The organism is Rhodococcus sp. As11 (genome assembly GCF_048957735.1).
Classification (GTDB): domain Bacteria; phylum Actinomycetota; class Actinomycetes; order Mycobacteriales; family Mycobacteriaceae; genus Rhodococcus; species Rhodococcus gordoniae.
Genome location: NZ_JARDJE010000034.1, coordinates 1 through 22174 on the forward strand (window position 1 = coordinate 1; position 22174 = coordinate 22174).

Here is a 22174-nt window from a genome sequence, read left to right on the forward strand (position 1 = left end):
CCGCATACTGCCGTCGGTAATCGGCCGCCCGCGAGCAAACTCCGGACCGGTGTCACCAACGTCATGGCCTCATACAGTTAGCAGGCTGTACTACGCAGACCATGCAGGCCCTGCCCCTCAAAGCGAGTGGTGCGCAGGATTGATCGAGCTCGTGACCAAAATCGAATCATTCATCGATAAGTGATTCCTCGGATGGAGTAGCGATGCACGACCACACACGACTACAACCTGACGTTGTGGACGAGATCGTCCGCATTTGTGGCGTCATGCTCGCCGAGTTTGAGCAATCGCTGCAATTTGCAGACAGACTCACGAGAACTGATGGTTTCGGCGACTTCGACTCAGCCCAGCAACTCGCCGCGGGATACCGACGGAAGGCTGCGGGCACTCCGGAATCGGCGAAGGAGCGCGTCGAGCAGTTCATCGATGCCCTCACCCAACTCCGCGACGCATTCGCCACCGGCGGGGAAGCTTTCCTCGACACCGAATCCGACTGGACCCGCCAGCTCGCCGCCACCGACCCCGACAGCGGAGCGCCAAATAGTCATCAGGGCGCGCAATAACGCGCACCTCTGACCATTTCGCGCTCCGGAGCAGTGCCCGGGACGGTTGTGTTAGCGTCTGCCCGACAATCGATCGGGGGGTCGCATGGGCAGGTGGGGCATCGTTGCGCTCGCAGCACTGGCTGTCATGGGGACGGCGTGCAGTCCGGGTTCAGCTGATGATGTCGCTGTAGGCGACGAAACTGCCACCACGACAACCCGAACCCCGCGCATCACCGACGACTCCGGCCGCCCGCCCGTCGCTTTCGATCCCTGTTACGACATCCCCGATGACGTCATGAATGCGGCCGGGTACGACGCGAGTGAGAAGAGGATAGCGGACATGCCCATGGGGACGTACACCTTTCTGGGGTGTCTCTACAAGAACGACGACTACGTCCCTGGCGTCAGGCGTGGATTCGGGCTCAACATCCTGTCGGGGAACGTCACCCTCGAAGAGGAAGTTCAGAAGAACGGGCACATTTCCGAACCGACATCGATCAATGGCCGGGCTGCACGCCTACGAGTCGACCCCGCGGCGTCACTCGCCTGCACGTATGTCCTGGAAACGAGCTTCGGAATCGTCATTTTCGACAGGCTCTACCATTCGGACTCCGTAACTCGTCCGCCCATCGAGGTGTGGTGCGACGGGTTCGAGGAACTCGTCGCGTCGATCGAACCCTTTCTCAGCTGACCTACGAGGAGTGCTGTGCCACCCGATTTCACCCGACTCGAGCCGCATGTCGTGGACGAGATTCTCAGGATATGCAAGGTCATGCTCGATGAGTTCGACGAGTCCCAAGAGACAGCACGTAGGCTCCTCAATATCGAGGGGTTCGGGGACCTCGCGTCAGCGCAACAGCTCGCGGCCGGTTACAAGCGCAAAGCGTCCGGCACACCGGAATCTGCAGTCGAACGCATCGAGCAGTTCACTCTCGCCCTCCTCCAACTCCGCGACGCCTTCGCAACCGGCGGAGAAGCCTTCCTCGACACCGAATCCGACTGGGGCCGCCAACTCGCCATCACCGACCCCGACAACGGAGCGGGAAACGGTCATCAGGGCGCGCAATAACGCGCACCTCTGACCATTTCGCGCTCCGGAGCAGTGCCCGGGACGGTTGTGTTAGCGTCTGCCCGACAATCGATCGGGGGGTCGCATGGGCAGGTGGGGAATCGTCGCGCTCGCAGCACTGGCTGTCATGGGGACGGCGTGCAGTCCGGGTTCGGCGGAGCCGGCCACGAGCGACGAGGCTTCCACGTCGGCCACCCAGACCCCGCGCATCACCGACGACTCCGGCCGACCCCCAGTCACCTTCGACCCCTGCTACGACATACCCGACGACGTCATGAACGCGGCCGGGTACGACGCGGGGAAGAAGGAAGTCGCGGACATGCCGATGGGGACGTACACATTCCTCGGGTGCACCTACCGAGATAGCAACAAAGTCCCCGACATACGACGCGGATACAGTCTCAACGTTCTTGCTGGAAACGTCTCCCTCGACGAAGAACTCGAAAACAACGGGCACGTCGCAACGGCAGTGACTGTCAACGAGCGTCGTGCGCTGCTCGAAATCGACCCGAACCGGAACAATACGTGCAAGTACGTCCTCGAGACCGAGTTCGGAATCGTCATGTTCACCAGGATCCTTCATACCGAGCGCACCGGATACGCACCTGTCGAGGAATGGTGCGCTGACTTAGAAGGTCTGGTCGCCGCGGTCGAAGGGCACATTCCTAGCTGATTCAGCTGTCACGCCGAGAGGTCACGATGCCCGAATTCACCAGACTGGAACCACATGTAATCGACGAGATCCTGCGGATCTGCGAGGTGATGTTTGCAGAGTTCGACGGTGCACAAGCAACGGCAGCGAAGCTCATCGACGTTCGCGGGTTCGGGGACTTCGAATCCGCCCAACAACTCGCTGCCGGTTACAGGCGCAAAGCCATGGGCACTCCGGAGTCAGCTATGGAACGCATCGAGCAGTTCAGCGAAGCCTTGAAGCAACTCCGCGACGCCTTCGCCACCGGCGGGGAAGCCTTCCTCGACACCGAATCCGACTGGGCCCGCCAACTCGCCGCCACCGACCCCGACAGCGGAGCGGGAAATGGTCATCAGAGCGCGCAATAACGCGCACCGCTGACCATTTCGCGCTCCGCAGCGCTCAGGCGATCCCCGCCCGCGCGACGAAGCAGAGGTCAGTCGTCGACCTCCACCCCGTACCGGCGTGCGAGGGCCGCGAGGTCGTCGTCGTACCCCTGCCCCACGGCGCGCAGCCGCCATGTGCCGGCGCGACGGTAGATCTCGGCGAGCACCATGGTGCGTTCGGTGGTGCCGGCGTCGAGCACGAAGGTCGCGGCGGTGCCGGCCTCGCTGTCGACGCCGACCGATACCGCGCCGAGTTCGCCGAAGGTGCGGTTGCCGTCGATGGCTGCGGCGATGGCGATGCGTTCGCATTCGGCGGGGAGTTCTGCGAGGTCGACGCGGATGCAGTGCTCACTCGAACCGTCGATGGTCAGTTCGACGACGCCGTCGTCGTAGAGCGGATTGTTGTAGAAGACGAAATCGTCGTCGGTGTCGACCTTCTCGTCGGCGTCGAGCAGGAAGGCCACAATGTCGAGATCGAATTCGTCGCCGACGGCTTCGGCTTTCCAGGCGACGTTCACGGCCCAGCGGTGACTGTCGGACGGCAGGTCGATCACCTCACCGCGGGACAGCACCGGCGCCGTCAGCCGCGACTCCGCCCGCATGTGCGGGGGCACCACTCCGTTCTCCACCGCGGCATCGACGTCGTCGGGTCGCAGGACGGGCAGCTCACGCGCCGCGACCCGCGCCATCCGCTTGTCGGCCTCTCCCCCTTCGAGGACCAGCACGTCGGTGACGGCGGCCGTGAAGTTGAGGGCCGGCCGGGCACCGAGCTGAGTAAGGCGCGAGCGCATCATGACGGCTTGCAGATGCGTGCCGCCGAGCAACAGCACCGTGCGTCCGGTCCACATCTTGGGCTTCTGCCCCGTCAGTGTTCGGACCTGAGGCACCACCGCGACCTGCGGTTCCGGCGGTGGGATGATGTCGACGACGGTCGCGACCTTCGGTTCGCCCGGCCGCACTCGCGTCAACAGGTCCTCGAGCTGGTGTTCGCTGATCACGGGAATGCCTTCGGACATCGCCTTGCGGACCTTGGCGGTCTGCACCGTGGGGTCGTTGCACACCACGACGCTGGTCTGCTTGCTCGCGTTGTTCATCACGTCGAGTCCGGCGTCGGTCAGCCGGTTCGCGAGCGCGACACGCGGAGTGACGGTGGAGCCGCTGATCACGACCTTCATGCCCTGGACGAGGCCGTCGTCGCCGAGACGACCCGGGTTCTTCCACTGGCACGCGACCCGCGGGATGGATGCGGGATACACCGACTTGCGACTGCGGCAGTTCACGACGGGTAGCGGCAACTGCAGGTTGTCGGCCATGGCGGCGCTGCGCAGGAATATCTCCGACAGGACGCGCGCGTCGTCGTAGGCGTCGTGCTCCTGCAACTGCTGGACCTGCCAGTGCTGCGCGAGGGTGGCCAACCGGTAGTTGGGGACGTCGAGTTCGAGCCGGCGCGACAACGCGAGCGTGCACAGGCGGTGCTCCGCCGGAAGCGAGGTGCCGGCCCGACGGAACTCGGCGTCGAGGAACCCGTAGTCGAACGACGCGTTGTGGGCGACGAGTGTGGCGCCGTCGAGAATCCCGGCGAGTTCGCCGGCGATGTCCTCGAAGCGCGGCGACCCGGTGAGGCGCTCCCGCGTGAGGTTGTGGATGTGCACCGGTCCCGGGTCGCAGCCGGGGTCGACGAGAGTCGAGAACTCTCGCTCGACGGACCCGTCCTCGCGCAACACGAGGGCGGCCACGCTCAGGACCCTGTGGGCGTTGGGACGTACACCCGAGGTCTCGACGTCGACCACCACCCATCGATGGTCGCGGGGCAACGTCACGGACCCCTCCGCCGGTGCATGCACTTCGATCACGTACTCCTCCGATCGCTTCGTCCCCCGACGAGAACCACCACAATCGGACATTCTCGACCAGTCGACCGACAGGATCGACACCGCCCTCCCGATGTACCACACGCTCCGGCTCCGTCGATATCGTCCGTCTCCCCGAGGGGTTATGGTGCAGCGGACCGACCCCGCCGAAGGAGCAGCATGACCGACCGCTCACCTCTCGAGATCGTGGCGCGACTGACCGTCGAGGAGAGGGCGTCGCTCACCAGCGGCCTCGACTTCTGGCACACCGAACCGGTTGCGCGCGAGAACATCCCCTCGATCATGCTCACCGACGGGCCGCACGGTGTGCGGAAACAGACCGCCGAGGGCGACCATCTCGGTCTGCACTCGTCCGTGCCCGCGACCTGCTTCCCGCCTGCCGTCGCGCTGGGGTGTTCCTTCGACCCGGAGTTGCTCGAGCGCGTCGGCGCGGCGTTGGGAGCGGAGGCCCGCGCACTGCAGGTCGGTGTCCTGCTCGGGCCCGGTATCAACATCAAGCGCTCCCCCTTGTGCGGCCGGAACTTCGAGTACCTGTCGGAGGATCCGCTGCTCTCGGGTGTTCTGGGCGCTGCGCTCGTGCACGGCATGCAGTCGCAGGGTGTCGGTGCGTCACTCAAGCACTTCGCGGCGAACAACCAGGAGACCGACCGGATGCGGGTCTCCGCCGACGTCGACCCGCGGCCACTGCGGGAGATCTACCTGCGTGCCTTCGAGCGGGTCGTGCGCGACGCGCAGCCGTGGACGGTGATGTGCTCGTACAACCGGATCAACGGGGTGTACTCGTCCCGTAACCCATGGCTGCTCACCGACGTCCTGCGCGACGAGTGGGGTTTCGAGGGTCTGGTCGTGAGCGATTGGGGTGCTGTCGACGACCGCGTCGCGTCCCTCGCGGCAGGTCTGGATCTCGAGATGCCGTCCACAGGAGGTCGTACGGACGCCGAGATCGTCGCGGCGGTACGGGCGGGCACGGTCGACGAATCGGTCCTCGACACGGCAGCCGCGCGGGTGATCGAACTGGTGCAGAAGGCCGTCGCTGCGTCCGATCCCCGCGCGACCTTCGACGCCGATGCCCACCACGCACTCGCCCGCGAGGTGGCCGGGCAGAGCATCGTGCTGCTCCGCAACGAGAACGACCTGCTTCCCCTCGCCGCCGCCGCGAACATCGCGGTGATCGGTGAACTGGCCCGCACGCCGCGCTACCAGGGCGCCGGATCGTCCCGGATCGAACCGACGCGCCTCGACAACGCGCTCGACGAGATCCGGTCGCTGTCCGGCCGGGACGTTCCCTTCGCCGCCGGTTACGCGCTCGACGGATCGGATTCGGCCGCACTCGTCGACGAGGCGGTGAAGCGTGCCGCTGACGCCGATATCGCGGTCGTGTTCCTCGGTGTACCCGCCGAACTCGAATCCGAAGGTTTCGACCGCGACGACCTCGAACTCCCGCAGCGTCAGACCGCGCTGCTCGATGCTGTGCTGACGGCGAACCCGAACGTCGTCGTCGTGTTGTCGAACGGCGGTGTCGTGCGGCTCAGCGGCTTCGCCGACCGTGTTCCGGCGATCGTGGAAGGGTGGCTGCTCGGACAGGCCGGTGGGGGCGCCGTCGCCGACGTGCTCTACGGGCATGTGAATCCGAGCGGCCGCCTCGCGGAGACCGTCCCGATCCGGCTCGAGGACACCCCGGCGCACACGAACTTCCCGGGCGAACACGGCCACGTGCGGTACGGAGAAGGATTGTTCGTCGGATACCGCTCGTACGACGCGCGTCGCCTCGACGTGTCCTTCCCCTTCGGTCACGGCCTGTCGTACACGACGTTCGAATACTCCGATGCCGCTGTGGAATCCGACGGCGATCTCACGGTGCACGTCACCGTCACCAACACGGGTGGGCGTGCGGGCGCCGAGGTCGTGCAGGTGTACGCCGGTGCACCCGGTTCGTCCGTTGCGCGGGCGCCGCGAGAGTTGAAGGGCTTCACCAAGGTCCGTCTGGATTCCGGCGAATCGCAACGTGTGGCCGTGAGTATCCGACGCGACGACCTCGCCTACTGGGACACCCGCGTCGATTCCTGGGTGGTCGAAGGTGGCACGTACAGCATCGACATCGGTGCGTCGAGCCGCGACATCCGGCAGACGCTCACCGTCGACGTGACGGGCGACGCGGTGCGAATTCCGCTGACGATGGAGTCGTCTCTCGGAGAACTGTTCCAGAACCCCGCGGCCGCCGAGATCGTCCTGCAGGCGTTCGGTTCGCTCGGCGGCGAGGTCGGGGTCGACGAGAGTGTTCTGAAAATGGCGGCGTCGATGCCGCTCGGTCGTCTCGCCGGGTTCGCTCCGGGGGTCGAGCCGGAGCAGATCCAGCAACTTCTCGATATCGCCGATCAGCAGGAATGAGCGTCACGACCCGGCCGTGAGGAGTACTTTCAGCGCACCGGTCTCGCCGGCACGGGAGAACACGTCGTAGGCCTGTTCGAACTCGTCGAGCGCGAACCGGTGCGTGATCATCGGCGACGTGTCGAGCTGACCACTGCTCACGAGACCGATCAGTGTGGGCGTCGAGTAGGTGTCGACCAGGCCGGTGGTGATCGTCAGGTTCTTGATCCAGATGTCCTCGAGGTGCAGGGTCGCAGGTTTGCCGTGCACGCCGATGTTCGCGACGTGTCCGCACGGCCTGACGAGCGCGACCGCCTGCTCGAACGTTTCGGGATAGCCGACGGCCTCCACGGTGACATCGGCGCCGAGACCTCCCGTGAGATCTCGGACGACGGCCGCCGCGTCCTCGCGACCGCTGTTGACCACGACGTTCGCCCCGAACGCCTTCGCCGCGTCGAGGCGACTGTCGGCGAGGTCGACGGCGACGATGCGGCTCGGGCTGAACAGTCGTGCGGCGAGGATCGCGGCGAGTCCGATGGGTCCGGCTCCGATGACGACGACGACGTCGGCCGGTCGAAGACAACCGTTGAGTACGCCGACCTCGTAGGAGGTGGGCAGAATGTCGGCGAGCATGAGCATCTGCTCGTCGCTCACGCCGTCGGGAATGCGGTGGGTCGAATTGTCGGCGTACGGAACTCGGACCAGTTCGGCCTGGGTGCCGTCGATCAGGTGCCCGAGGATCCAGCCGCCGCCTCCGAGGCACTGCCCGTACCGGCTCTCGCGACAGAAGCGGCACGTACCGCACGCGGTGATACACGAGACGAGCACTCGGTCGCCGGGAGCGAGTGTCTGCACTCCGTCCCCCACCTCGACCACGGTGCCGACGGCCTCGTGGCCGAGGATCCGGCCGTCGGTCACCTCGGGCACATCCCCTCCGAGGATGTGCAGGTCGGTGCCGCAGATGGTGACCGCGTCGACCCGCACCACCGCGTCGGTACTGTCCTGGATGGTTGCGGCGGGAACGTCCTCCCACGATCGTTTTCCCGGTCCGTGAAATACCAGTGCCTTCACAGTCAGGCCTTTCGCCGACGGTTTCGGTCCTATTTCAGGGTGCCACGAGCGATACAGGGATCGGAACCTTTCGGGGCAACGAGCATCTCCGGCCGTTGCCTTCGGAGGCTACGATTCGATCGAGCCGATCGGGCGAACGGCCTGCAGCACCATCACACTGCCGTTGACTCCGTAGACATACACGGTGTCGGACAACTCGAACGGGTACGGGTCGAGGCGGACGCGGCGCTCGCCCACGATCAACGGCGAGTCGGTAGGAGACCAGGCACTCGGGTCGTAGACGACGCGGGATATCGGGCCTGTCCGTAGCTGCAGTGCGGTGATCAGATCGGGAAGTTCGGTGGCAAGGTTGTTCGTTCGCGGCCACCAGGTGGCGTCGATGTAATCCTTCGGGTCCGTACGTAGATGCACTCGCGGGGTCGGGGTAGGCGTGCGCGGCGGTAGGGATGGCGTGGACCGAGGTGCTGGCGTCATGGGACGCTCCCGTCGTGGCCTCCGGGAAGACCGGCTCGTCGACTCCGGCATGGCGCAACTGGGTGGTTTGCGCATGATGCCGTCGGATACAGCCGAGCCTACGCCTCCGTGTACGCGACCGGAGTGCAGCAGAATCGACTCGATCCGGATCGCGCATCGCCGTGGACACGCCGATCGGCGGTCCATACCGGTTGCAGCATGCGTCTGTCGGCCGGATGGGCGGCGAACCGGTCGGCCAGGGCCTGGGTCGTGGCCTGCACACCGCCGACGGTCGCAATCGGCGCGTCGACGTGGAACCCCCACCCGTCGGTGGTGAACCAGCAGCGCATGGGGAGCAGAGGCGCACCGGTGTCGATCGCAAGCCGAGCCGGACCGGGCGGCATGCACACCGGTTCACCGAAGAAGGAAACCGGCACGTCGGTTCCGGACAGATCACGCTCACCGAGCAGCCCGACTATCCGTCCCTGTCGAACCCGGGCGGTCAGCTGTTCCAACGGTGGCGCAGTGTGCCACCGGTGAGCGGAACGATCTCGAATCCCAGGCCTTCACGAAACCGGACGAAGCGCCGGAACAGTGATTCCGGTTGTAACCGCTCGGCCACGACGGTCGGTGTGCCGGCCCTCTGGACAATCCACACTCCCGCCAGGTCCCAGTTACCGCTGTGCAGCAACGCCAGCACCATGCCGCGTCCACGAGCGGCCGCTTCGTGGATGTGGTCGAGTCCGGTGGCTGCAGAGTCGATGGTCTCGGCAAGCTGCACGGATCCATCGACGGCAACCGTAATGTTCGAGCATGCACCGACCGCTCGCGATCGCGACGCGGGTAGGCTGGGAGATGTCGGTGAGCACGAGACCATCCGCTCTCGTCGTCACCGTCCAATGAGCAGGCCGCTGAGCGACCTAGTCAGGAGCGTCGCCATGACGCTGCACCACGACCGACTCCGTTCGGATCGACCCATTTCTTCGCCCTCTCACCACGCATCCACGCCTCCGGCGCGGTTGTCGCTGACACCCGGGCACCCGACCATGGGTCCCGTGGACGGGGCTTGGTGGCCGCACTCGGACGACCTGTCCGCCGAACTCGACGGACTCGAAACGCTGCTGGCGGGCCGAGCCGGCGTACTCGCCCGTCTCACCTACTGCATGACTGCGTGGCAGCCCATCGAAGGGCGCAGACGCGTCAAGGACCATCCCGTCCGTCTCGACGGGTATCACTACCAGTCCGTCGGCACACTCGGTGTCCGCAGCCTGGACGGAACTCGTCGCATTCTGGTGGTCGTACCGCCGGAGACCGACCCCGTATCCGCTCGGGCGCTGCTCTATCGAGCGTCGGAACGGTCGAACATGCTCACTGCGGAGGAGTTGTTGACCGCCGCGAGCCGAGCCGTCTCCGGCACCTCCGAAGCACTGCAGAGTTGGGACAGCGAGGGAGGTCACGCCTCACCCACCGAAGCGGACATCGGATGCCTCTACTGACCTCGATCCGTTTCCCGCACCGGAGTGTGACATGACAGAAAGCCCACGACACCCGTTCACCGGCCGCGGCCTGGGACGTTTCCAGGCCGCCGCCGACGGCGGACAGCCCTTCGACGTCCCGACTCGCACGGTGCGTCTGCTTCTCCGCGACCCCGATGAGCACTCCCCCGGCGTCGACGGTGCATGGTGGCCGCGAGGCGACAATCTCACCGCCGAGTTGCACGATCTGGTGTCCGCACTGACCCCACGCCTGGGACGAACCGAGCGGATCGCGTTCGACTGGAATGCGCTCAGCGTGTCCCAGCGAGGCATCGATGCTCCGGACGGAATCGACATCGTCGGCCCCGCTCCGGATCAACCTTCCGGCCTGATGTACGTCTACGGCAGCGGCGAACTCCGTCTCCGCCTGCTCATCATCGCGCCCACGCTCGACGCCGACCGCGCGTACGAGGACATGCAGAAGGCCGTGGCACCGGATCTCGGAAAGATCTGATCGCTCTCCGCATTCGAAAATCGACCGCCCTCCTTCGAGAGGGTGAAAATTCGTCTCCACATCGGGAAATACACGAATTCCGTGACAACATCACAGAAACCCCGTTCTCTGGGCCCCAGATCCCGAAAGCAGACGACCTATGAAGACACTCGCAGCGTCGATCACGGCGGTCGCCCTACTGGCAACCTCGGCGTGTAGCTCCGGCGACACCGAGTCCGGTACGGATCCTTCCTCCACCCCGGCGGATCAAGCGCAACCCGCGTACGTGGCCGAGTTGGAATCCACCATCGACCAGTTGATGCGCGACAACGCCATTCCCGGCGCGGTGATACAGATCAGCTCCCCCGACCGCGGTGACTGGACCGGCACGTTCGGTACGTCCATCCTCGACACCGACGAGCCGATCTCCGCCGACGACCATTTCCGTATCGGCAGCAACACGAAGACGATGACCGTCACCGCCATCCTGCAATTGGTGCAGGAAGGTCGCGTGTCGCTCGAGGACCCGATCTCGAAATACATCGACGGTGTCCCGAACGGCGACACCATCACCATCGCGCAGCTCGCCGAGATGCGGAGCGGCCTGTACAGCTACACCTTCGACCCGGAGTTCAACGCGACACTGGACCGCGAACCCGAGAAAGCGTGGACGCAGGAGGAGTTGCTGCAGATCGCGTTCTCTCGACCCGTGAACTTCCCGCCCGGGGAACAGTTCGAATACAGCAACACCAATACGGTGCTGCTCGGACTCGTCATCGAGGAACTGACGGGCATGCCGGTGGCGGATGCGTTCGACGAGCGCATTTTCGCTCCGCTCGAACTCGAGAACACCTCGTTCCCGGCGATCGAGGACGCGTCGATCCCGGATCCGCATCCGCAGGGCTACATGTTCGGCACCAACGTCTCCACCATCGACACCTTCGAACTGCCGGACGACCAGCAGGCCGCGGCGGTCGCAGGAACACTGAAGCCGAACGACGTGACCGACGACAATCCCTCCTGGGCGTGGACGGCGGGCGCTGCGATCTCCACCGTCGACGACATGACCACCTATGTGAAGGCACTGGTCGGCGGTGGGCTGCTCGACCGACAGATGCAGCAGACCCGGCTCGACAGCGTGCAATCGGTGGGCGGGGGAACCGCCGGATACGGGCTCGGCATGGCCCGGTTCGGGCCGCTGCTCGGACACGACGGGCAGCTTCCGGGCTTCATGACCTTCATGGGCCACGACCCCGACACCGATCTGACGATCGTCATCGCCACGAATCTGTCGACGGTGCCGTCGGGTGAAGGTTCGGCGCTGACCCTCGTCAAGGGCATCCTGCCGATCTTCTACGGCTCCGATTATCAGGCGCCGGGCGATCCGGCACGCGCTCCCGACGCAGAGGAGAGCACACCCGCGCCGACGCCGGGAGGCTGATCGTACCGGCGTCCGGTGGGCAGGCACGGCCGGGTCACGTGGTTGTCCACAGGCATTCGTGTTCTCCACAGATCGAGGCAATCGGAGGGCGACGGCCCCGGAACCGGCCCGGCCGTGCCCGATGATCAGGTCCATGACCCGACAGGTGTGGACGAGGGCGATGCTCGCCGAGGCCGGCGTCTCGGATCGTGCGGTGCGCACACGGCTCCGGTACGGCGAGCTCGTCAGGATCGCTCGCGGCACGTACATGACACGAGAGGACGTCGACGCCCTCGGCCCCGTCGGCGTTCACCTCGCCCGGGCACACCTCGTCGGCTCCCGCCTCGGAGCCGATGAGGCGCTCAGTCATGTAACGGCCGCGGTCGTCCACGGCCTCGACGTCTGGGACGCGCCGCTGGGACGGATCCACTTCACGCGCCCGTCGACACGCAACTGCCGGGTGAGCGACGACCTGCACATCCACACCTCCGACCTGGACTGTGACGTCGTCGACGTGGACGGTCTGCGCGTCACGTCGCTCGCTCGTACCGTCGTCGACGTCGCGCGCACACTGTCGCGTCCGCGCGCTCTCGTCATCGGCGACTCGGCGTTGCGCGCGGATCCGACGGCGCGCCTCGACCTGCCCCGGATCGTTGCTGCGTGTCGCGGCAGGACCGGGATCGTCGCGGCGGAGTCGGTCGCGCGCCTCGTCGACGGGCGGAGCGAGAGCGTCGGCGAATCTCTGTCGCGGTTGCACATGATCGAGGCGGGTCTACCGATACCCGACCTGCAGCAGGAGATCGTCGTTCGCGACGGACGCCGGTACCGGGTGGACTTCCTGTGGTGTGAACTCGGCATCGTCGGTGAATTCGACGGCGCCGGAAAATACACCGGACGCCACCACCTGCTCGCAGAGAAGGCGCGCGAGGATGCGTTGCGGGATCTCGGGCTGGAGGTGATCCGCTGGAACCGGGCGGAGCTGTCGCGATTCCACGTCGTCGTCGATCGGTTCGAGCGTGCACGTCGCCGGCAACAGGCGCGTCGCGAAGCTTCAGAGCGCGAAACGGTCATCGGTGCGCGCTACAACCCGCTCCGATGACCGGTTCGCGCTCTGTTACACCGCCTTCAGACCGAGCGAGTCGCGCAGGGTCGACCCGGGGTATTCGGTCCGGAACAGGCCGCGGCGCTGCAGTTCCGGGACCACGAGGTCGACGAAGTCGTCGAGGGAATCCGGATAGGCGGGACACATCAGGTTGAAACCGTCGCAGGCGCCCGCGGTGAACCATTCCTCGATGCTGTCGGCGACGGATTCGGGAGTACCGATCATCGTCGCGTGACCACCACCCGCGGCAAGGTATCCGAGCAGTTCGCGCAGGGTCGGGCGACGGGTCTCGATGATGCGCTGCACCGTCGCATAGCGGCCCTGCGGACCGGTGAACTCCTCGATGGGCGGCAGGTCGCCGACCGGAGCGTCGAGATCGTGGCGCGTGTAGTCCTGACCGGTGAAGACTCCGAGTTGGACGAGGGCGGCGTCGATGTCGAGCAGAGCGTCGAGTTCCGCCTTCTTCGCCCACGCTTCGTCTTCGGTGCGGCCGACGTAGGTCACGAGCCCCGGCAGGATGGCGACCGAACCGGCGTCCCTGCCCACGGAGGCGATGCGTGCACGCACGTCGGTGGCGTACTCGAGCGCCGCGGTCATGTCCCACGCGACCGAGTAGACGGCCTCGGCGTGGCGGGCCGCGAGGTTGCGGCCGGTCTCCGATGCTCCGGCCTGGAACAACACGGGACGGCCCTGCGGGCACCGCGGCACGGTCAGGGGACCGTCGACGCGGAAGTTCTTGCCCCGGTGATGGATCGGACGGATCGCGGAGGAGTCCAGGAACCTGCCGCCGGCCCGGTCGACGAGGACACCGCCGTCGTCCCACGAATCCCACAGTGCGCACAGCACTTCGATGAACTCCTCCGCCCGGGCATATCGCTCCGTGTGCGGCGGGAGCGCGTCGAATCCGTGGTTGCGCGCTTCGTCGTCGAACATCGAGGTGACGATGTTGGCTCCTACGCGGCCACCACTGATGTGGTCGAGCGAGGCCAGCATCCGTGCCGCGTGGAACGGCGTGAAGAAGCTTGCCGAGACGGTGGTGACCAGACCGATGTGCTCGGTCGCGCGCGCCATGGCCGCCAGCGCGGTGAGGGGTTCGAGGAACCAGGTGGTGCCCGCCGTGTACTTCGGGTTGACGCTGTGACCGTCCGCGAAGAACACGGCGTCGAGGCGTCCTCGTTCGGCGGTGCGGGCAAGCTCCTCGAAATATGTGATGTCGCCGATGCGTTCGGCGGCGGAGTCGGGATGGCGCCATGCCGCCGAGTGGTGCCCGACACCGTAGAGGAAGGCGTTGAGGTGGAGGGTACGTGGTCCGGGCATCAGTTCATCACCAGCCCTCCGTCGACCACCAGGTTCTGCCCGGTGACGGCCCGCGACCAGTCGGATGCGAAGAACAGCACCGCGGCCGCGAAATCCTCGGGGGTGGTGACCTTCCGCAGCGGCGTCGACGACGCGATGAGGTCGAACACCGCCTCCGGCGTCGCCGACGATGCATCGGTCGTGCGCAGCAGACCACCGGAGACCATGTTGACGCGGATCCCGTCCGGGCCGAGGTCGGCGGCGAAGGTGCGGGTCAGCGACAGCAGCGCGGCCTTGGCGGCGGTGTAGTCGTGGTACGGGACCACCGGATGCTGGAACAGATTGGTGCCGATGTTGACGACGCTGCCGCCGCCGGCTTCCCGCATGCCCGGCAGCGCGGCCTGGATGACGTTGACGGCACCACCGACGACCCCGTCGAACTGGGCACCGAATTCGGCGTATCCGATCTCGTCCGCCTTGGCGCGGGCGTCGCCGTTGAACGAGAAGTCGGGCAGGGCGTTGTTGACGACCGTGGTGACGGGTCGCCCGAAGTGCTCGCGGGCCCGCGCGAACAGCGACTCGACCTCGGCGCGGTCGGTGACATCGGCCTTCAGAGCGACGGCCCGCTCGGGTCCGATCTTGTCGGCCAGTTCGTGCGCGCTCTCGCCGCTACGCCGGTAATCGAGAACGACGGCGGCTCCTTCGTCGGCGCACGCCTGCGCGATGCTGTGGCCGAGGCCGCGACCGGCACCGGTGACGAGGACGATCCGGTTCTGCAGTGACATCTTTCTGTGCCTTCCCTGTGTCGGGAAGGGTGCGTGAGGGCGACAGACCTCAGGCCTGTCGCCGGCTCGGCATCCCTTCGCTCGCATAATCGAGATCAGGTTCGACGGGTGTTCTCTCAGCCGTGTCCGGCACCCCGTGTCGAGTCCTGCGCACAGGTTACACCTCGGGATCTCGACCCCGTCGAGACCGTCGGCGTCGGCGTTCATCGGATCGTCACATCACCGACCCGGGAACTTAGCTCAGATCGGCGTTAAAATGAGCCTTTCCTGACCCGACCCGCGAAAGGAGATTCCGACGCACTCGCCGGCCCCCTACAACGCTCCCTACGTCTCCCTTTCCCAGCAGGTCGGAGACGCCCCGCCGCTCGACCGTGCCCCGGTCCGCGGACCCGCGCGCCACGAGGACGTCGTGTGGTTCGAGGATCGCTACGCGATCCCCATCACCACCACCACGCCGGACGAAGCGCAGATCGAGGACGTGCTGTTCCTGCGCCGCGTGCTCGACCGGGCGCGCATCGACTACCTGCTCGTGCGCGACGACAGCGAACGTCCGATCCTGGCGATCGACCGGTCCGACCGCAAGAGGCTGCGTGCCGCTATCGCCGAGGGATGCTCCGACGAACCCTTCTACTCGAAGGCCGTCGGTTCGAAACGTCGCTCGACCCTCGTCGCGGACGGACACCTGTCGCCCGCCAAGAAGGATCGGGTGTTCCGGCTGTTCCGCCCGCGGGTCGAGCTGACCAGCGGGCTGCGGTACGGCGCGTCGAACGGCGTGGACATCGAGCTGTGGACCTACACCGACGACGAAGTGATCATGCCTCGCGCGAATGCTCTGACCCGCACAACCGCACGGCGCGACGAGATGCGCCGAACGACCGTCGAACGGTACGGGCAGCTGTGGCCCACGATCGAAGGCATGTTCGACCGCCATCCCGGCGACATCCCGTTCGAGATCGACCTCGTGTTCTCCTGGGTCGACGGGTCGTCGACGTCGTTCCAGGCCGAGCGCGCCAAGCTCATGCAGAACTATGTCGTCGGTGAGGGTGACGACTCGCCGGCGCGCTACCGGCAGATCGACGAACTCAAGTACGCCCTGCGTTCGGTCCACATGTACGCACCGTGGGTGCGGAGAATCTTCGTCGCCACCGACTCGCCGCGACCGGCGTGGCTCGCCGACGATCCGCGCGTGACGTTCGTCCGCAGCGAGGAGTTCTTCGCCGACCCGTCGGCGCTGCCCACCTACAACTCGATGGCGGTCGAGTCGCAGCTGCACCACATCCCGGGGCTCTCCGAGCACTTCCTGTACTCGAACGACGACATGTTCTTCGGTCGACGGGTGAGCCCGAGCCTGTTCTTCTCCGGCGGCGGCGTCGGCAAATTCATCGAGTGCGACGTGCGGATCGGTCTCGGTCGAAACCACTCGTCGCGCAGCGGTTTCGAGAACTCCGCCCGCATGAACCGGACGCTGCTGCAGGACCGATTCGGGGTCACCATCACTCGGCACCTCGAGCACACGCCGGTCCCGCTTCGCAGGTCGATCATGGCGGAGATGGAACAGGAGTTCGCGGACGAGTTCGCGGCGACGGCGGCGAGCCCGTTCCGGGCTGCCGACAACATCTCGGTGACGAATTCCTTCTACCACTACTACACACTGCTGACCGGCCGTGCGGTACAGCAGACGACGGCGAAGGTGGCGTACGTCGACACCACGGCGAAGACCGGACTGCGACGGCTGGACACGATCCTGGCCCGGCGCAACCTCGACCTGTTCTGCCTGAACGACGGCAGTACGCCGGAAGTCGACCTGGAGTTGCGGACGGCGAAGGTCACGCAGTTCCTCGAGCGGTACTACCCGATTCCGGCGCCCTGGGAAACCGACTACCCGAGTCGACCGGACATCGACTAGACGCGAACGGTGAGGTCGGGGTTCTCGGGGATCCGAATGCCGGCTTCGGCCAGACGCCGCGCCGCATCCTCGGCCGTGTGGGGCTGCCCGGCGGTGGCGTAGCTTCCGCTGGGCACCACCGAGTGCACGATCGTGTCGGGATAGACGTGCACGAGGTTGAAGCCCTGCGCGCCGTCGTGCCCGCGCTGCGACCCGACCGGAACGTTCAGATCCTGCGTGTAACAGGTCGACGAGGCAACCGACACCGGGATGCCCGCGAACGTCGCCGAGGTCGAGTAGTGCAGGTGGCCACCGAGGATGGCACGCACATCGGTGCCGCGCAGCACCTCGGCGAGACCGGCCTGGTCGCGGAGTTCGACGAGCACGGCCATGTCGAAGACACTGGGCACCGGCGGATGATGCAGTGCGAGAACGGTACCGAACGGCGCGGGTGTCGAGAGCTCGTCGGCCAGCCAGGCGAGCTGCTCGGCAGAGACCTCGCCGTGGTGATGGCCCGGAACCGAAGTATCGAGCGTGATGATCCGCAGTCCGCCGACCCTGTGGACTTCGTCGATGGGCGCGCCGGCGGGCGCTTCGTCGAGGAGCTCTTCTCGGAAAACGGCCCGGTCGTCGTGGTTACCCATGGCCCAGACGATGTCGGCACCGAGCGCCGCCGCCAGCGGCTCGACGAGCCTGCGGAGCTTGCGGTAGGCGTCGGGTTGACCGCGATCGGCGAGGTCGCCGGTGAACACCAGGGCGTCGGGACGGACCTGTGACGCACGGATGTCCTCGAGGATCAGCCCGAGGCGGGTGTCGGCGTCGACGGTGCCGTAGAGGAGTTCGTCTCCACCGACGAGGTGCGTATCGGTGAGATGAAGGAGGGTGTGCGAAGGTCTGGGATATTCGGCTGTTCGCTCAGGGGCTGGAGAACTGCCCATGATCTCTCACTTCCATTCGCCCGTTTCGGGCACTCGATCGCCATCAACGGTAGCGATTGTGTTTCCACGACTCCATGGCTTCTGGCTCACATCGAGACCCAGACCCCGCGGCGAACAGCGTGTTATTGCCTGGTGACCTGCGGAAACGGACAGCTGCTTCAGCTCTGGTGATCTAGCTCACAACAGAGGGTCGTTCACGGACCGGTCGTTGACGCGGTGAACCGGGGCTCGCCCCGCGTGTTACGGCAGCGAACCCCGGTTCGGCGCGCGAACAGGGTCGACGGACGTTCGGCGTCCGACACACGACTGCCGTTCCCTCTCGACGTCCCCACCGGGAGTGCCATGGATTCACCACTACCCATCCCGGCGAGGGGCGTCATGATCCCCAAACATGCAGCCGCCTGCCGCGGTGGAACAGTGCACCCTCCTCGGGGACATCGTCTTCGAGGAAGCGAGGAACGCGCCGAACCGGGGTTCGCCGCCGCTGTAGCACGCGCGAACCCCGGTTCGGCGCGTCAACGGCCTCCCAACAGAGTTTGTCCCCAACCCCGCGATCGATCCACAGGTGCCCCGGATCGGGAGATCGTCGCGGGTTCGGTGGGTGTCGTACCGCGCAGGATCGTCGTTGTGACTGATCCGAACATCCTCACCAACGCCTCGCTCGCCGTCGCGGGTCTCTCGGACACCGAGATCCGCACTGCCGTTCGCACCGGCTCACTCGTACGGGTCGGACGCGGCTGCTATCTGCACCGCTGCGACCTCGACGCACTCGGGCCGGTCGGCGTCCACCGAGTCCGTGCCCGACATGTCGGAGCGACGCTCGGTCCCGACGAGGCGCTCAGCCACGCGTCGGCCGCGGCCCTGCACGGACTCGAGCTATGGGACGTCCCACTCGATCTCGTCCACATCTCCCGACCTGCCACGCGGCGCGGCCGCGTCACCTCGCAGATCCATGTGCATCCGACCGAACTCGGCGACGACGTGGTGGTCGTCGACGGAGTAGCCGTCACGTCGGCCGCACGGACCGTCGTCGACCTCGCACGCACGCTCCCGAAGGAGCAGGCCGTGATCGCCGGCGATTCCGCCCTTCGTCTGTACCCCGTTATGCGTGAACAGGTTTCACGCGCGCTGGTCGATGCCCGGACTCGCCACGGCCTGGCACGTGCCCGCACGGTGGTGCCGTTCCTGGACGGTCGCAGCGAGAGTGCGGGAGAGTCGCTGTCGCGTCTACGTATTGCCGAAGCGGGACTCCCGCGACCGATCCTCCAGTACGAGATCGTGGGTGGAAACGGGCGACGCTATCGCGTCGACTTCTTCTGGGAGAACGGCGTCGTCGGCGAGTTCGACGGGCGGATCAAGTATTCCGATCCGCGCGATGTGTTCGACGAGAAGCTCCGGCAGGACGCGATCCGCGACGCGGGCTACGAAGTGGTGCGCTGGACGTGGGCGGAGTTGGAACGGTTCGACGTCGTGACGGAGAGACTCCGGCAGGCTGCGCGTCGCGCCGCGAAGCTGACGCGGTGAACCGGGGTTCGCCCCGCGTGTTGCGGTAGCGAACCCCGGTTCGGCGCGCGAGCAATCACTGCGCCGTGCGGGGCTGAGGAAGGAACGTGCTAACGTCCCGCCGGCAGAAACGGATCGGGGGGTCACGTGCGTAGGTGGACGACAGTCGTCACGAAGTCGGTGACGGCAGTTGCAATAACAGTGATTCTTGTTGCGGGATGCAGCCATTCTCCAGGGCCGGCATCGATCGCGGCCGAAGGCGTGTTTCCCACCAACGACACACCGAAAGCGGTCGACCCGGAAGTGCATGCACAAATCACATTCGATCCATGTGCGGACATTCCGGAGGAGGCTTTCCGTGCGGAACGTGTCGACCTCTCCACCGGGCAGAAGTCCGAGCGCACCTCCGGTGGTTACACGTCGATCCTGTGCACCTTCGACAGCATTCCCCCGGACAGTAACGATACGGGTTGGTTCGACCTGTACCTGCTGGCGTCGAACAGGACGCTCGACGAAGCCTACAAGCGGGACCCCGAGAACACCACCGAGACAACAGTCAGCGGTCGTCCCGCCCTCGTCAAGTTCGACCCGAACGTAACAAATAGCTGCGAGATATCGATGAGCACCCGATTCGGCCTGATCAGCATCAAGCACCACAACCTCACACGCGAGATGCAGCCGATGACGGACGACGCACGATGCAGCCGGACCAGAAGCTTCGTCGAGCGGATCGAGGATTCGGTGGACCGAGAAGTCGACGCAGGACGAATCATGATGGAGGTCGCCACGACCGTACGTACGCCTCGCGTCGTCGACGATTCGGAACGACCTGACATCACTTTCGATCCGTGCCTGGATGTTCCGATGGAGATACTTCTCGAAAGAGGTTTCGACGACCGTAGCAAGGATCTCACCGATCTTCCCTTCGGCACGTACACATTCATCAGCTGCTCATGGAAGAGCTTCGCCCAGACGACCGACCACAAGGATTCCTACGCGATCACTTTCCTCGCCGGCAACGTCTCCTACGAGGAATATCTCGAGCGCGACCGCGATATCTCCACCGAGATCACGATCAATAGCAGGAGAGCGCTCCTCCAGCATGACCGCAACGATTGCGCGATCATCCTGGACACGAAATTCGGCGTTCTCGTCAGCTCGTGGCTGCACTTCCCCTACGACAACGAACCGATTCCTTCCGAGAAACAGTGCGCTCTCCTGTTCTCCCTCGTTCAGGACATCGAAACACTCGTCGATCTCTGACGCGGTGAACCGGGGCTCGCCCCGCGTGTTGCGGTAGCGAACCCCGGTTCGGCGCGCGAGCTACACCGCGACCGGTTGCTTCGCAGACAGGACGGCCGGCTCCGGAACGGTGACCGCGCGGACGGGGCGTCGCACCAGCGCGACCGTCACGTAGGCGACCAGCGACACCAGGAATCCGATGAAAGTGGTCCAGCCGTCGACGGACGAGGTGACCAGCGAGTTCGGGATGTACAGCAGGGTGTTGTCGACGCCGTAGATCGTCGGGGTGAGGACGAAGAAGCCGGCGCGCACCGTGATGCCGGCGATCGCGGCGGCCGCCACGGCACGCCCGTCCCCACGCGACCAGAACAGCCCGAGGATGAACGGGACGACGAGCGAAGCGAGCAGAAGGTCGAAGGTGAGGGTGAGCAGGATGCCCGTCTGCGGAACGCGCAGGGCGACGAGCGCGCCGAAGGCCGCCATGGGCAGCATGAGCAGGCGCGTGGCCTTCATGACGTCCGAGGACATCGCGGCGTTCTCGCCGCCGACTCGGAAGACGTTGCGCACCAGGACCGTCGCGGTGGACAGCAGCACCCCACTGATGGTGGTCAGCGACGCGGTGACCAGACCGGACAGGACCAGGATCGACAACCACTGAGGGGTGTACTGCCCGAGCAGGACGTAGAGGATCGGCGCGTCGGCAGCGCTGTCACCGACGATCGAGACCGCGGCGAGAGCGACGAAGGACAGCGGCACGCACAGCACGAGGATGCCGGTCGCCGCGGAGAAGCAGGCGCGCTGCGCCGCGTGCGGCGACTTGGCGGAGAACACACGCTGCATCAGGTCGATCGCGACGAGGTTGCCGAGTCCGAGAGCAACGATCGTGGCCCAGTTGATCGCGGCGCCCTGCGCCGGGTCGGTGAGCTGCCCGAGATCGCCGATGCCGAGGCCGTCACCGTGGGTGAAGCCGGGACCGAGGGCCACCCATGCGAGGAGGGAGACGATACCGACGGCCATGATGGCGAACTGGACCATGCCGGTGTAGACGCTCGCGAACATGCCGCCGGCCATCGTGTAGGCGAGCACGAACGGGATGATCACCAGTACCGCAGCGGTGTAGTTCAGACCGAGGAAGTACTGCAGGAGGTAGGCCAGTGCGACGAGGTTGCCGGCGAGGAGGATGCCGAAGCTGCCCACGGTGAGGACGGAGGCGGTGATCTCGGTGCCGCGCCCGAAGCGCCGGGCGAAGAACTCCGGCAGGGTCACCACGCCGGTCGCCCGCAGGCGCTTCGCGAAGAAGATTCCGACGAGCAGAACACTGAGCGCGACGCCGAGGGGCATCGCCGCGCCGGCCCAGAATCCGAATCCGGCCGCGAGGTCGGCCGAACCGAGGGTCGCGTTGGAGTCGATGACTTGGGACATGAGCAGGACGGCGAGAACGGGTGCGCCCAGCGAGCGACCGGCGAGCAGGAAGTTGCCCGCCTGTCCGCGGACCTTGCGGGTGGAGTAGAAGCCGGCCCCGAGAAGTACGACGAGGCACACGGCAACACCGGTGATGATCATGGCAGCTCCGTATGGAGAA

General features: G+C 66.0%; 20 protein-coding genes, 1 pseudogene and 1 riboswitch. Of the genes and pseudogenes, 13 read left to right on the top strand and 8 right to left on the bottom strand.

Annotated elements, in window-relative coordinates:
- The first annotated feature begins 203 nt into the window (after window positions 1-203).
- The 5 genes from PV766_RS23350 to PV766_RS23370 all read left to right on the top strand — a co-directional run bounded on the left by PV766_RS23350 (window position 204) and on the right by PV766_RS23370 (window position 2673).
- On the top strand, window positions 204-563 hold the full coding sequence (locus PV766_RS23350; RefSeq protein ID WP_413767883.1) for a hypothetical protein: 360 nt from the start codon (window positions 204-206) through the stop codon (window positions 561-563).
- 85 nt (window positions 564-648) lie between these two features.
- Entirely contained in the window at window positions 649-1236 is a 588-nt protein-coding gene (locus tag PV766_RS23355) for a DUF3558 domain-containing protein (protein WP_413767882.1), read from the top strand.
- Between the two features lie 81 nt (window positions 1237-1317).
- Window positions 1318-1614 carry a hypothetical protein gene (locus PV766_RS23360; RefSeq protein WP_421098033.1) on the top strand — a complete coding sequence of 99 codons (297 nt, stop codon included), beginning with the start codon at window positions 1318-1320 and terminating at the stop codon, window positions 1612-1614.
- Window positions 1615-1741: 127 nt separating this feature from the next.
- Window positions 1742-2287, top strand: coding sequence for a DUF3558 domain-containing protein (locus PV766_RS23365; protein WP_421098034.1), 546 nt, complete (start codon window positions 1742-1744; stop codon window positions 2285-2287).
- Window positions 2288-2313: 26 nt separating this feature from the next.
- Complete coding sequence (locus PV766_RS23370) at window positions 2314-2673, top strand: hypothetical protein (RefSeq protein WP_421098035.1); 360 nt, start codon at window positions 2314-2316, stop codon at window positions 2671-2673.
- A 68-nt stretch (window positions 2674-2741) separates the two neighbouring features.
- Here the strand turns inward: PV766_RS23370 and PV766_RS23375 are convergent, their stop codons facing one another.
- Window positions 2742-4595, bottom strand: coding sequence for a TerD family protein (locus PV766_RS23375; protein ID WP_421098036.1), 1854 nt, complete (start codon window positions 4593-4595; stop codon window positions 2742-2744).
- A 126-nt stretch (window positions 4596-4721) separates the two neighbouring features.
- Here PV766_RS23375 and PV766_RS23380 point away from each other — a divergent pair, with 126 nt between their 5' ends.
- Window positions 4722-6950: a glycoside hydrolase family 3 C-terminal domain-containing protein gene (locus PV766_RS23380; RefSeq protein ID WP_421098037.1), complete on the top strand. Its 2229-nt coding sequence runs from the start codon at window positions 4722-4724 to the stop codon at window positions 6948-6950.
- 3 nt (window positions 6951-6953) lie between these two features.
- Here PV766_RS23380 and PV766_RS23385 read toward each other — a convergent pair whose 3' ends face one another.
- The 3 genes and pseudogenes from PV766_RS23385 to PV766_RS23395 form a co-directional block, all read right to left on the bottom strand.
- Window positions 6954-8000, bottom strand: coding sequence for a zinc-dependent alcohol dehydrogenase family protein (locus tag PV766_RS23385; RefSeq protein ID WP_129978083.1), 1047 nt, complete (start codon window positions 7998-8000; stop codon window positions 6954-6956).
- 108 nt (window positions 8001-8108) lie between these two features.
- Window positions 8109-8411: a DUF5994 family protein gene (locus PV766_RS23390; RefSeq protein WP_064060094.1), complete on the bottom strand. Its 303-nt coding sequence runs from the start codon at window positions 8409-8411 to the stop codon at window positions 8109-8111.
- 161 nt (window positions 8412-8572) lie between these two features.
- Window positions 8573-9231, bottom strand: a pseudogene (locus PV766_RS23395) (phosphatidylinositol mannoside acyltransferase); the annotation flags it as partial.
- 160 nt (window positions 9232-9391) lie between these two features.
- Here PV766_RS23395 and PV766_RS23400 point away from each other — a divergent pair.
- The 4 genes from PV766_RS23400 to PV766_RS23415 all read left to right on the top strand — a co-directional run bounded on the left by PV766_RS23400 (window position 9392) and on the right by PV766_RS23415 (window position 12940).
- The gene (locus PV766_RS23400; protein ID WP_228044967.1) at window positions 9392-9949 is read left to right on the top strand and encodes a DUF5994 family protein; all 558 of its coding nucleotides are present in this window, start codon (window positions 9392-9394) and stop codon (window positions 9947-9949) included.
- 31 nt (window positions 9950-9980) lie between these two features.
- Window positions 9981-10442, top strand: a complete 462-nt coding sequence (locus PV766_RS23405) for a DUF5994 family protein (protein ID WP_064060096.1) — start codon at window positions 9981-9983, stop codon at window positions 10440-10442.
- A 139-nt stretch (window positions 10443-10581) separates the two neighbouring features.
- Window positions 10582-11862: a serine hydrolase domain-containing protein gene (locus PV766_RS23410; protein WP_421098038.1), complete on the top strand. Its 1281-nt coding sequence runs from the start codon at window positions 10582-10584 to the stop codon at window positions 11860-11862.
- Between the two features lie 133 nt (window positions 11863-11995).
- Window positions 11996-12940, top strand: coding sequence for a type IV toxin-antitoxin system AbiEi family antitoxin domain-containing protein (locus PV766_RS23415; RefSeq protein WP_421098039.1), 945 nt, complete (start codon window positions 11996-11998; stop codon window positions 12938-12940).
- 15 nt (window positions 12941-12955) lie between these two features.
- Here PV766_RS23415 and PV766_RS23420 read toward each other — a convergent pair whose 3' ends face one another.
- Window positions 12956-14260, bottom strand: a complete 1305-nt coding sequence (locus PV766_RS23420) for an LLM class flavin-dependent oxidoreductase (protein ID WP_421098040.1) — start codon at window positions 14258-14260, stop codon at window positions 12956-12958.
- Window positions 14260-15024: a 3-oxoacyl-ACP reductase gene (locus PV766_RS23425; RefSeq protein WP_421098041.1), complete on the bottom strand. Its 765-nt coding sequence runs from the start codon at window positions 15022-15024 to the stop codon at window positions 14260-14262. The genes PV766_RS23420 and PV766_RS23425 overlap by 1 nt, the downstream gene beginning before the upstream one ends.
- Window positions 15025-15079: 55 nt before the next feature.
- A riboswitch (TPP riboswitch) is annotated at window positions 15080-15171 on the bottom strand.
- A gap of 262 nt (window positions 15172-15433) precedes the next feature.
- Here PV766_RS23425 and PV766_RS23430 point away from each other — a divergent pair.
- Window positions 15434-16930 carry a stealth family protein gene (locus tag PV766_RS23430; RefSeq protein WP_421098042.1) on the top strand — a complete coding sequence of 499 codons (1497 nt, stop codon included), beginning with the start codon at window positions 15434-15436 and terminating at the stop codon, window positions 16928-16930.
- Here PV766_RS23430 and PV766_RS23435 read toward each other — a convergent pair.
- A complete protein-coding gene (locus PV766_RS23435; RefSeq protein ID WP_064063164.1) occupies window positions 16927-17847 on the bottom strand; it encodes a phosphodiesterase in 921 nt (306 codons plus the stop codon). The two genes, PV766_RS23430 and PV766_RS23435, sit on opposite strands and share 4 nt — an antisense overlap.
- Window positions 17848-18474: 627 nt before the next feature.
- Between PV766_RS23435 and PV766_RS23440 the strand changes: the two genes are divergently transcribed.
- Together PV766_RS23440 and PV766_RS23445 are read left to right on the top strand one after the other, a co-directional pair.
- Window positions 18475-19371 (top strand): type IV toxin-antitoxin system AbiEi family antitoxin domain-containing protein, encoded by an 897-nt coding sequence (locus PV766_RS23440; RefSeq protein ID WP_421098043.1) that lies wholly within the window; start codon window positions 18475-18477, stop codon window positions 19369-19371.
- 180 nt (window positions 19372-19551) lie between these two features.
- Entirely contained in the window at window positions 19552-20613 is a 1062-nt protein-coding gene (locus PV766_RS23445; protein WP_421098044.1) for a DUF3558 domain-containing protein, read from the top strand.
- A 60-nt stretch (window positions 20614-20673) separates the two neighbouring features.
- Here PV766_RS23445 and PV766_RS23450 read toward each other — a convergent pair whose 3' ends face one another.
- Complete coding sequence (locus PV766_RS23450; protein WP_421098045.1) at window positions 20674-22155, bottom strand: sodium:solute symporter family protein; 1482 nt, start codon at window positions 22153-22155, stop codon at window positions 20674-20676.
- Window positions 22156-22174: the final 19 nt, after the last annotated feature.

What these genes read in the sequence shown, in the direction of transcription:
- PV766_RS23450 (WP_421098045.1), bottom strand. Translation starts at nt 22,155, where the DNA reads ATGATCATCACCGGTGTTGCCGTGTGCCTCGTCGTACTTCTCGGGGCC.
- PV766_RS23365 (WP_421098034.1), top strand. Translation starts at nt 1,742, where the DNA reads ATGGGGACGGCGTGCAGTCCGGGTTCGGCGGAGCCGGCCACGAGCGAC.
- PV766_RS23360 (WP_421098033.1), top strand. Translation starts at nt 1,318, where the DNA reads ATGCTCGATGAGTTCGACGAGTCCCAAGAGACAGCACGTAGGCTCCTC.
- PV766_RS23380 (WP_421098037.1), top strand. Translation starts at nt 4,722, where the DNA reads ATGACCGACCGCTCACCTCTCGAGATCGTGGCGCGACTGACCGTCGAG.
- PV766_RS23410 (WP_421098038.1), top strand. Translation starts at nt 10,582, where the DNA reads ATGAAGACACTCGCAGCGTCGATCACGGCGGTCGCCCTACTGGCAACC.
- PV766_RS23405 (WP_064060096.1), top strand. Translation starts at nt 9,981, where the DNA reads ATGACAGAAAGCCCACGACACCCGTTCACCGGCCGCGGCCTGGGACGT.
- PV766_RS23400 (WP_228044967.1), top strand. Translation starts at nt 9,392, where the DNA reads ATGACGCTGCACCACGACCGACTCCGTTCGGATCGACCCATTTCTTCG.
- PV766_RS23375 (WP_421098036.1), bottom strand. Translation starts at nt 4,595, where the DNA reads ATGTCCGATTGTGGTGGTTCTCGTCGGGGGACGAAGCGATCGGAGGAG.
- PV766_RS23415 (WP_421098039.1), top strand. Translation starts at nt 11,996, where the DNA reads ATGACCCGACAGGTGTGGACGAGGGCGATGCTCGCCGAGGCCGGCGTC.
- PV766_RS23350 (WP_413767883.1), top strand. Translation starts at nt 204, where the DNA reads ATGCACGACCACACACGACTACAACCTGACGTTGTGGACGAGATCGTC.
- PV766_RS23420 (WP_421098040.1), bottom strand. Translation starts at nt 14,260, where the DNA reads ATGCCCGGACCACGTACCCTCCACCTCAACGCCTTCCTCTACGGTGTC.
- PV766_RS23355 (WP_413767882.1), top strand. Translation starts at nt 649, where the DNA reads ATGGGCAGGTGGGGCATCGTTGCGCTCGCAGCACTGGCTGTCATGGGG.
- PV766_RS23435 (WP_064063164.1), bottom strand. Translation starts at nt 17,847, where the DNA reads ATGGGCAGTTCTCCAGCCCCTGAGCGAACAGCCGAATATCCCAGACCT.
- PV766_RS23370 (WP_421098035.1), top strand. Translation starts at nt 2,314, where the DNA reads ATGCCCGAATTCACCAGACTGGAACCACATGTAATCGACGAGATCCTG.
- PV766_RS23425 (WP_421098041.1), bottom strand. Translation starts at nt 15,024, where the DNA reads ATGTCACTGCAGAACCGGATCGTCCTCGTCACCGGTGCCGGTCGCGGC.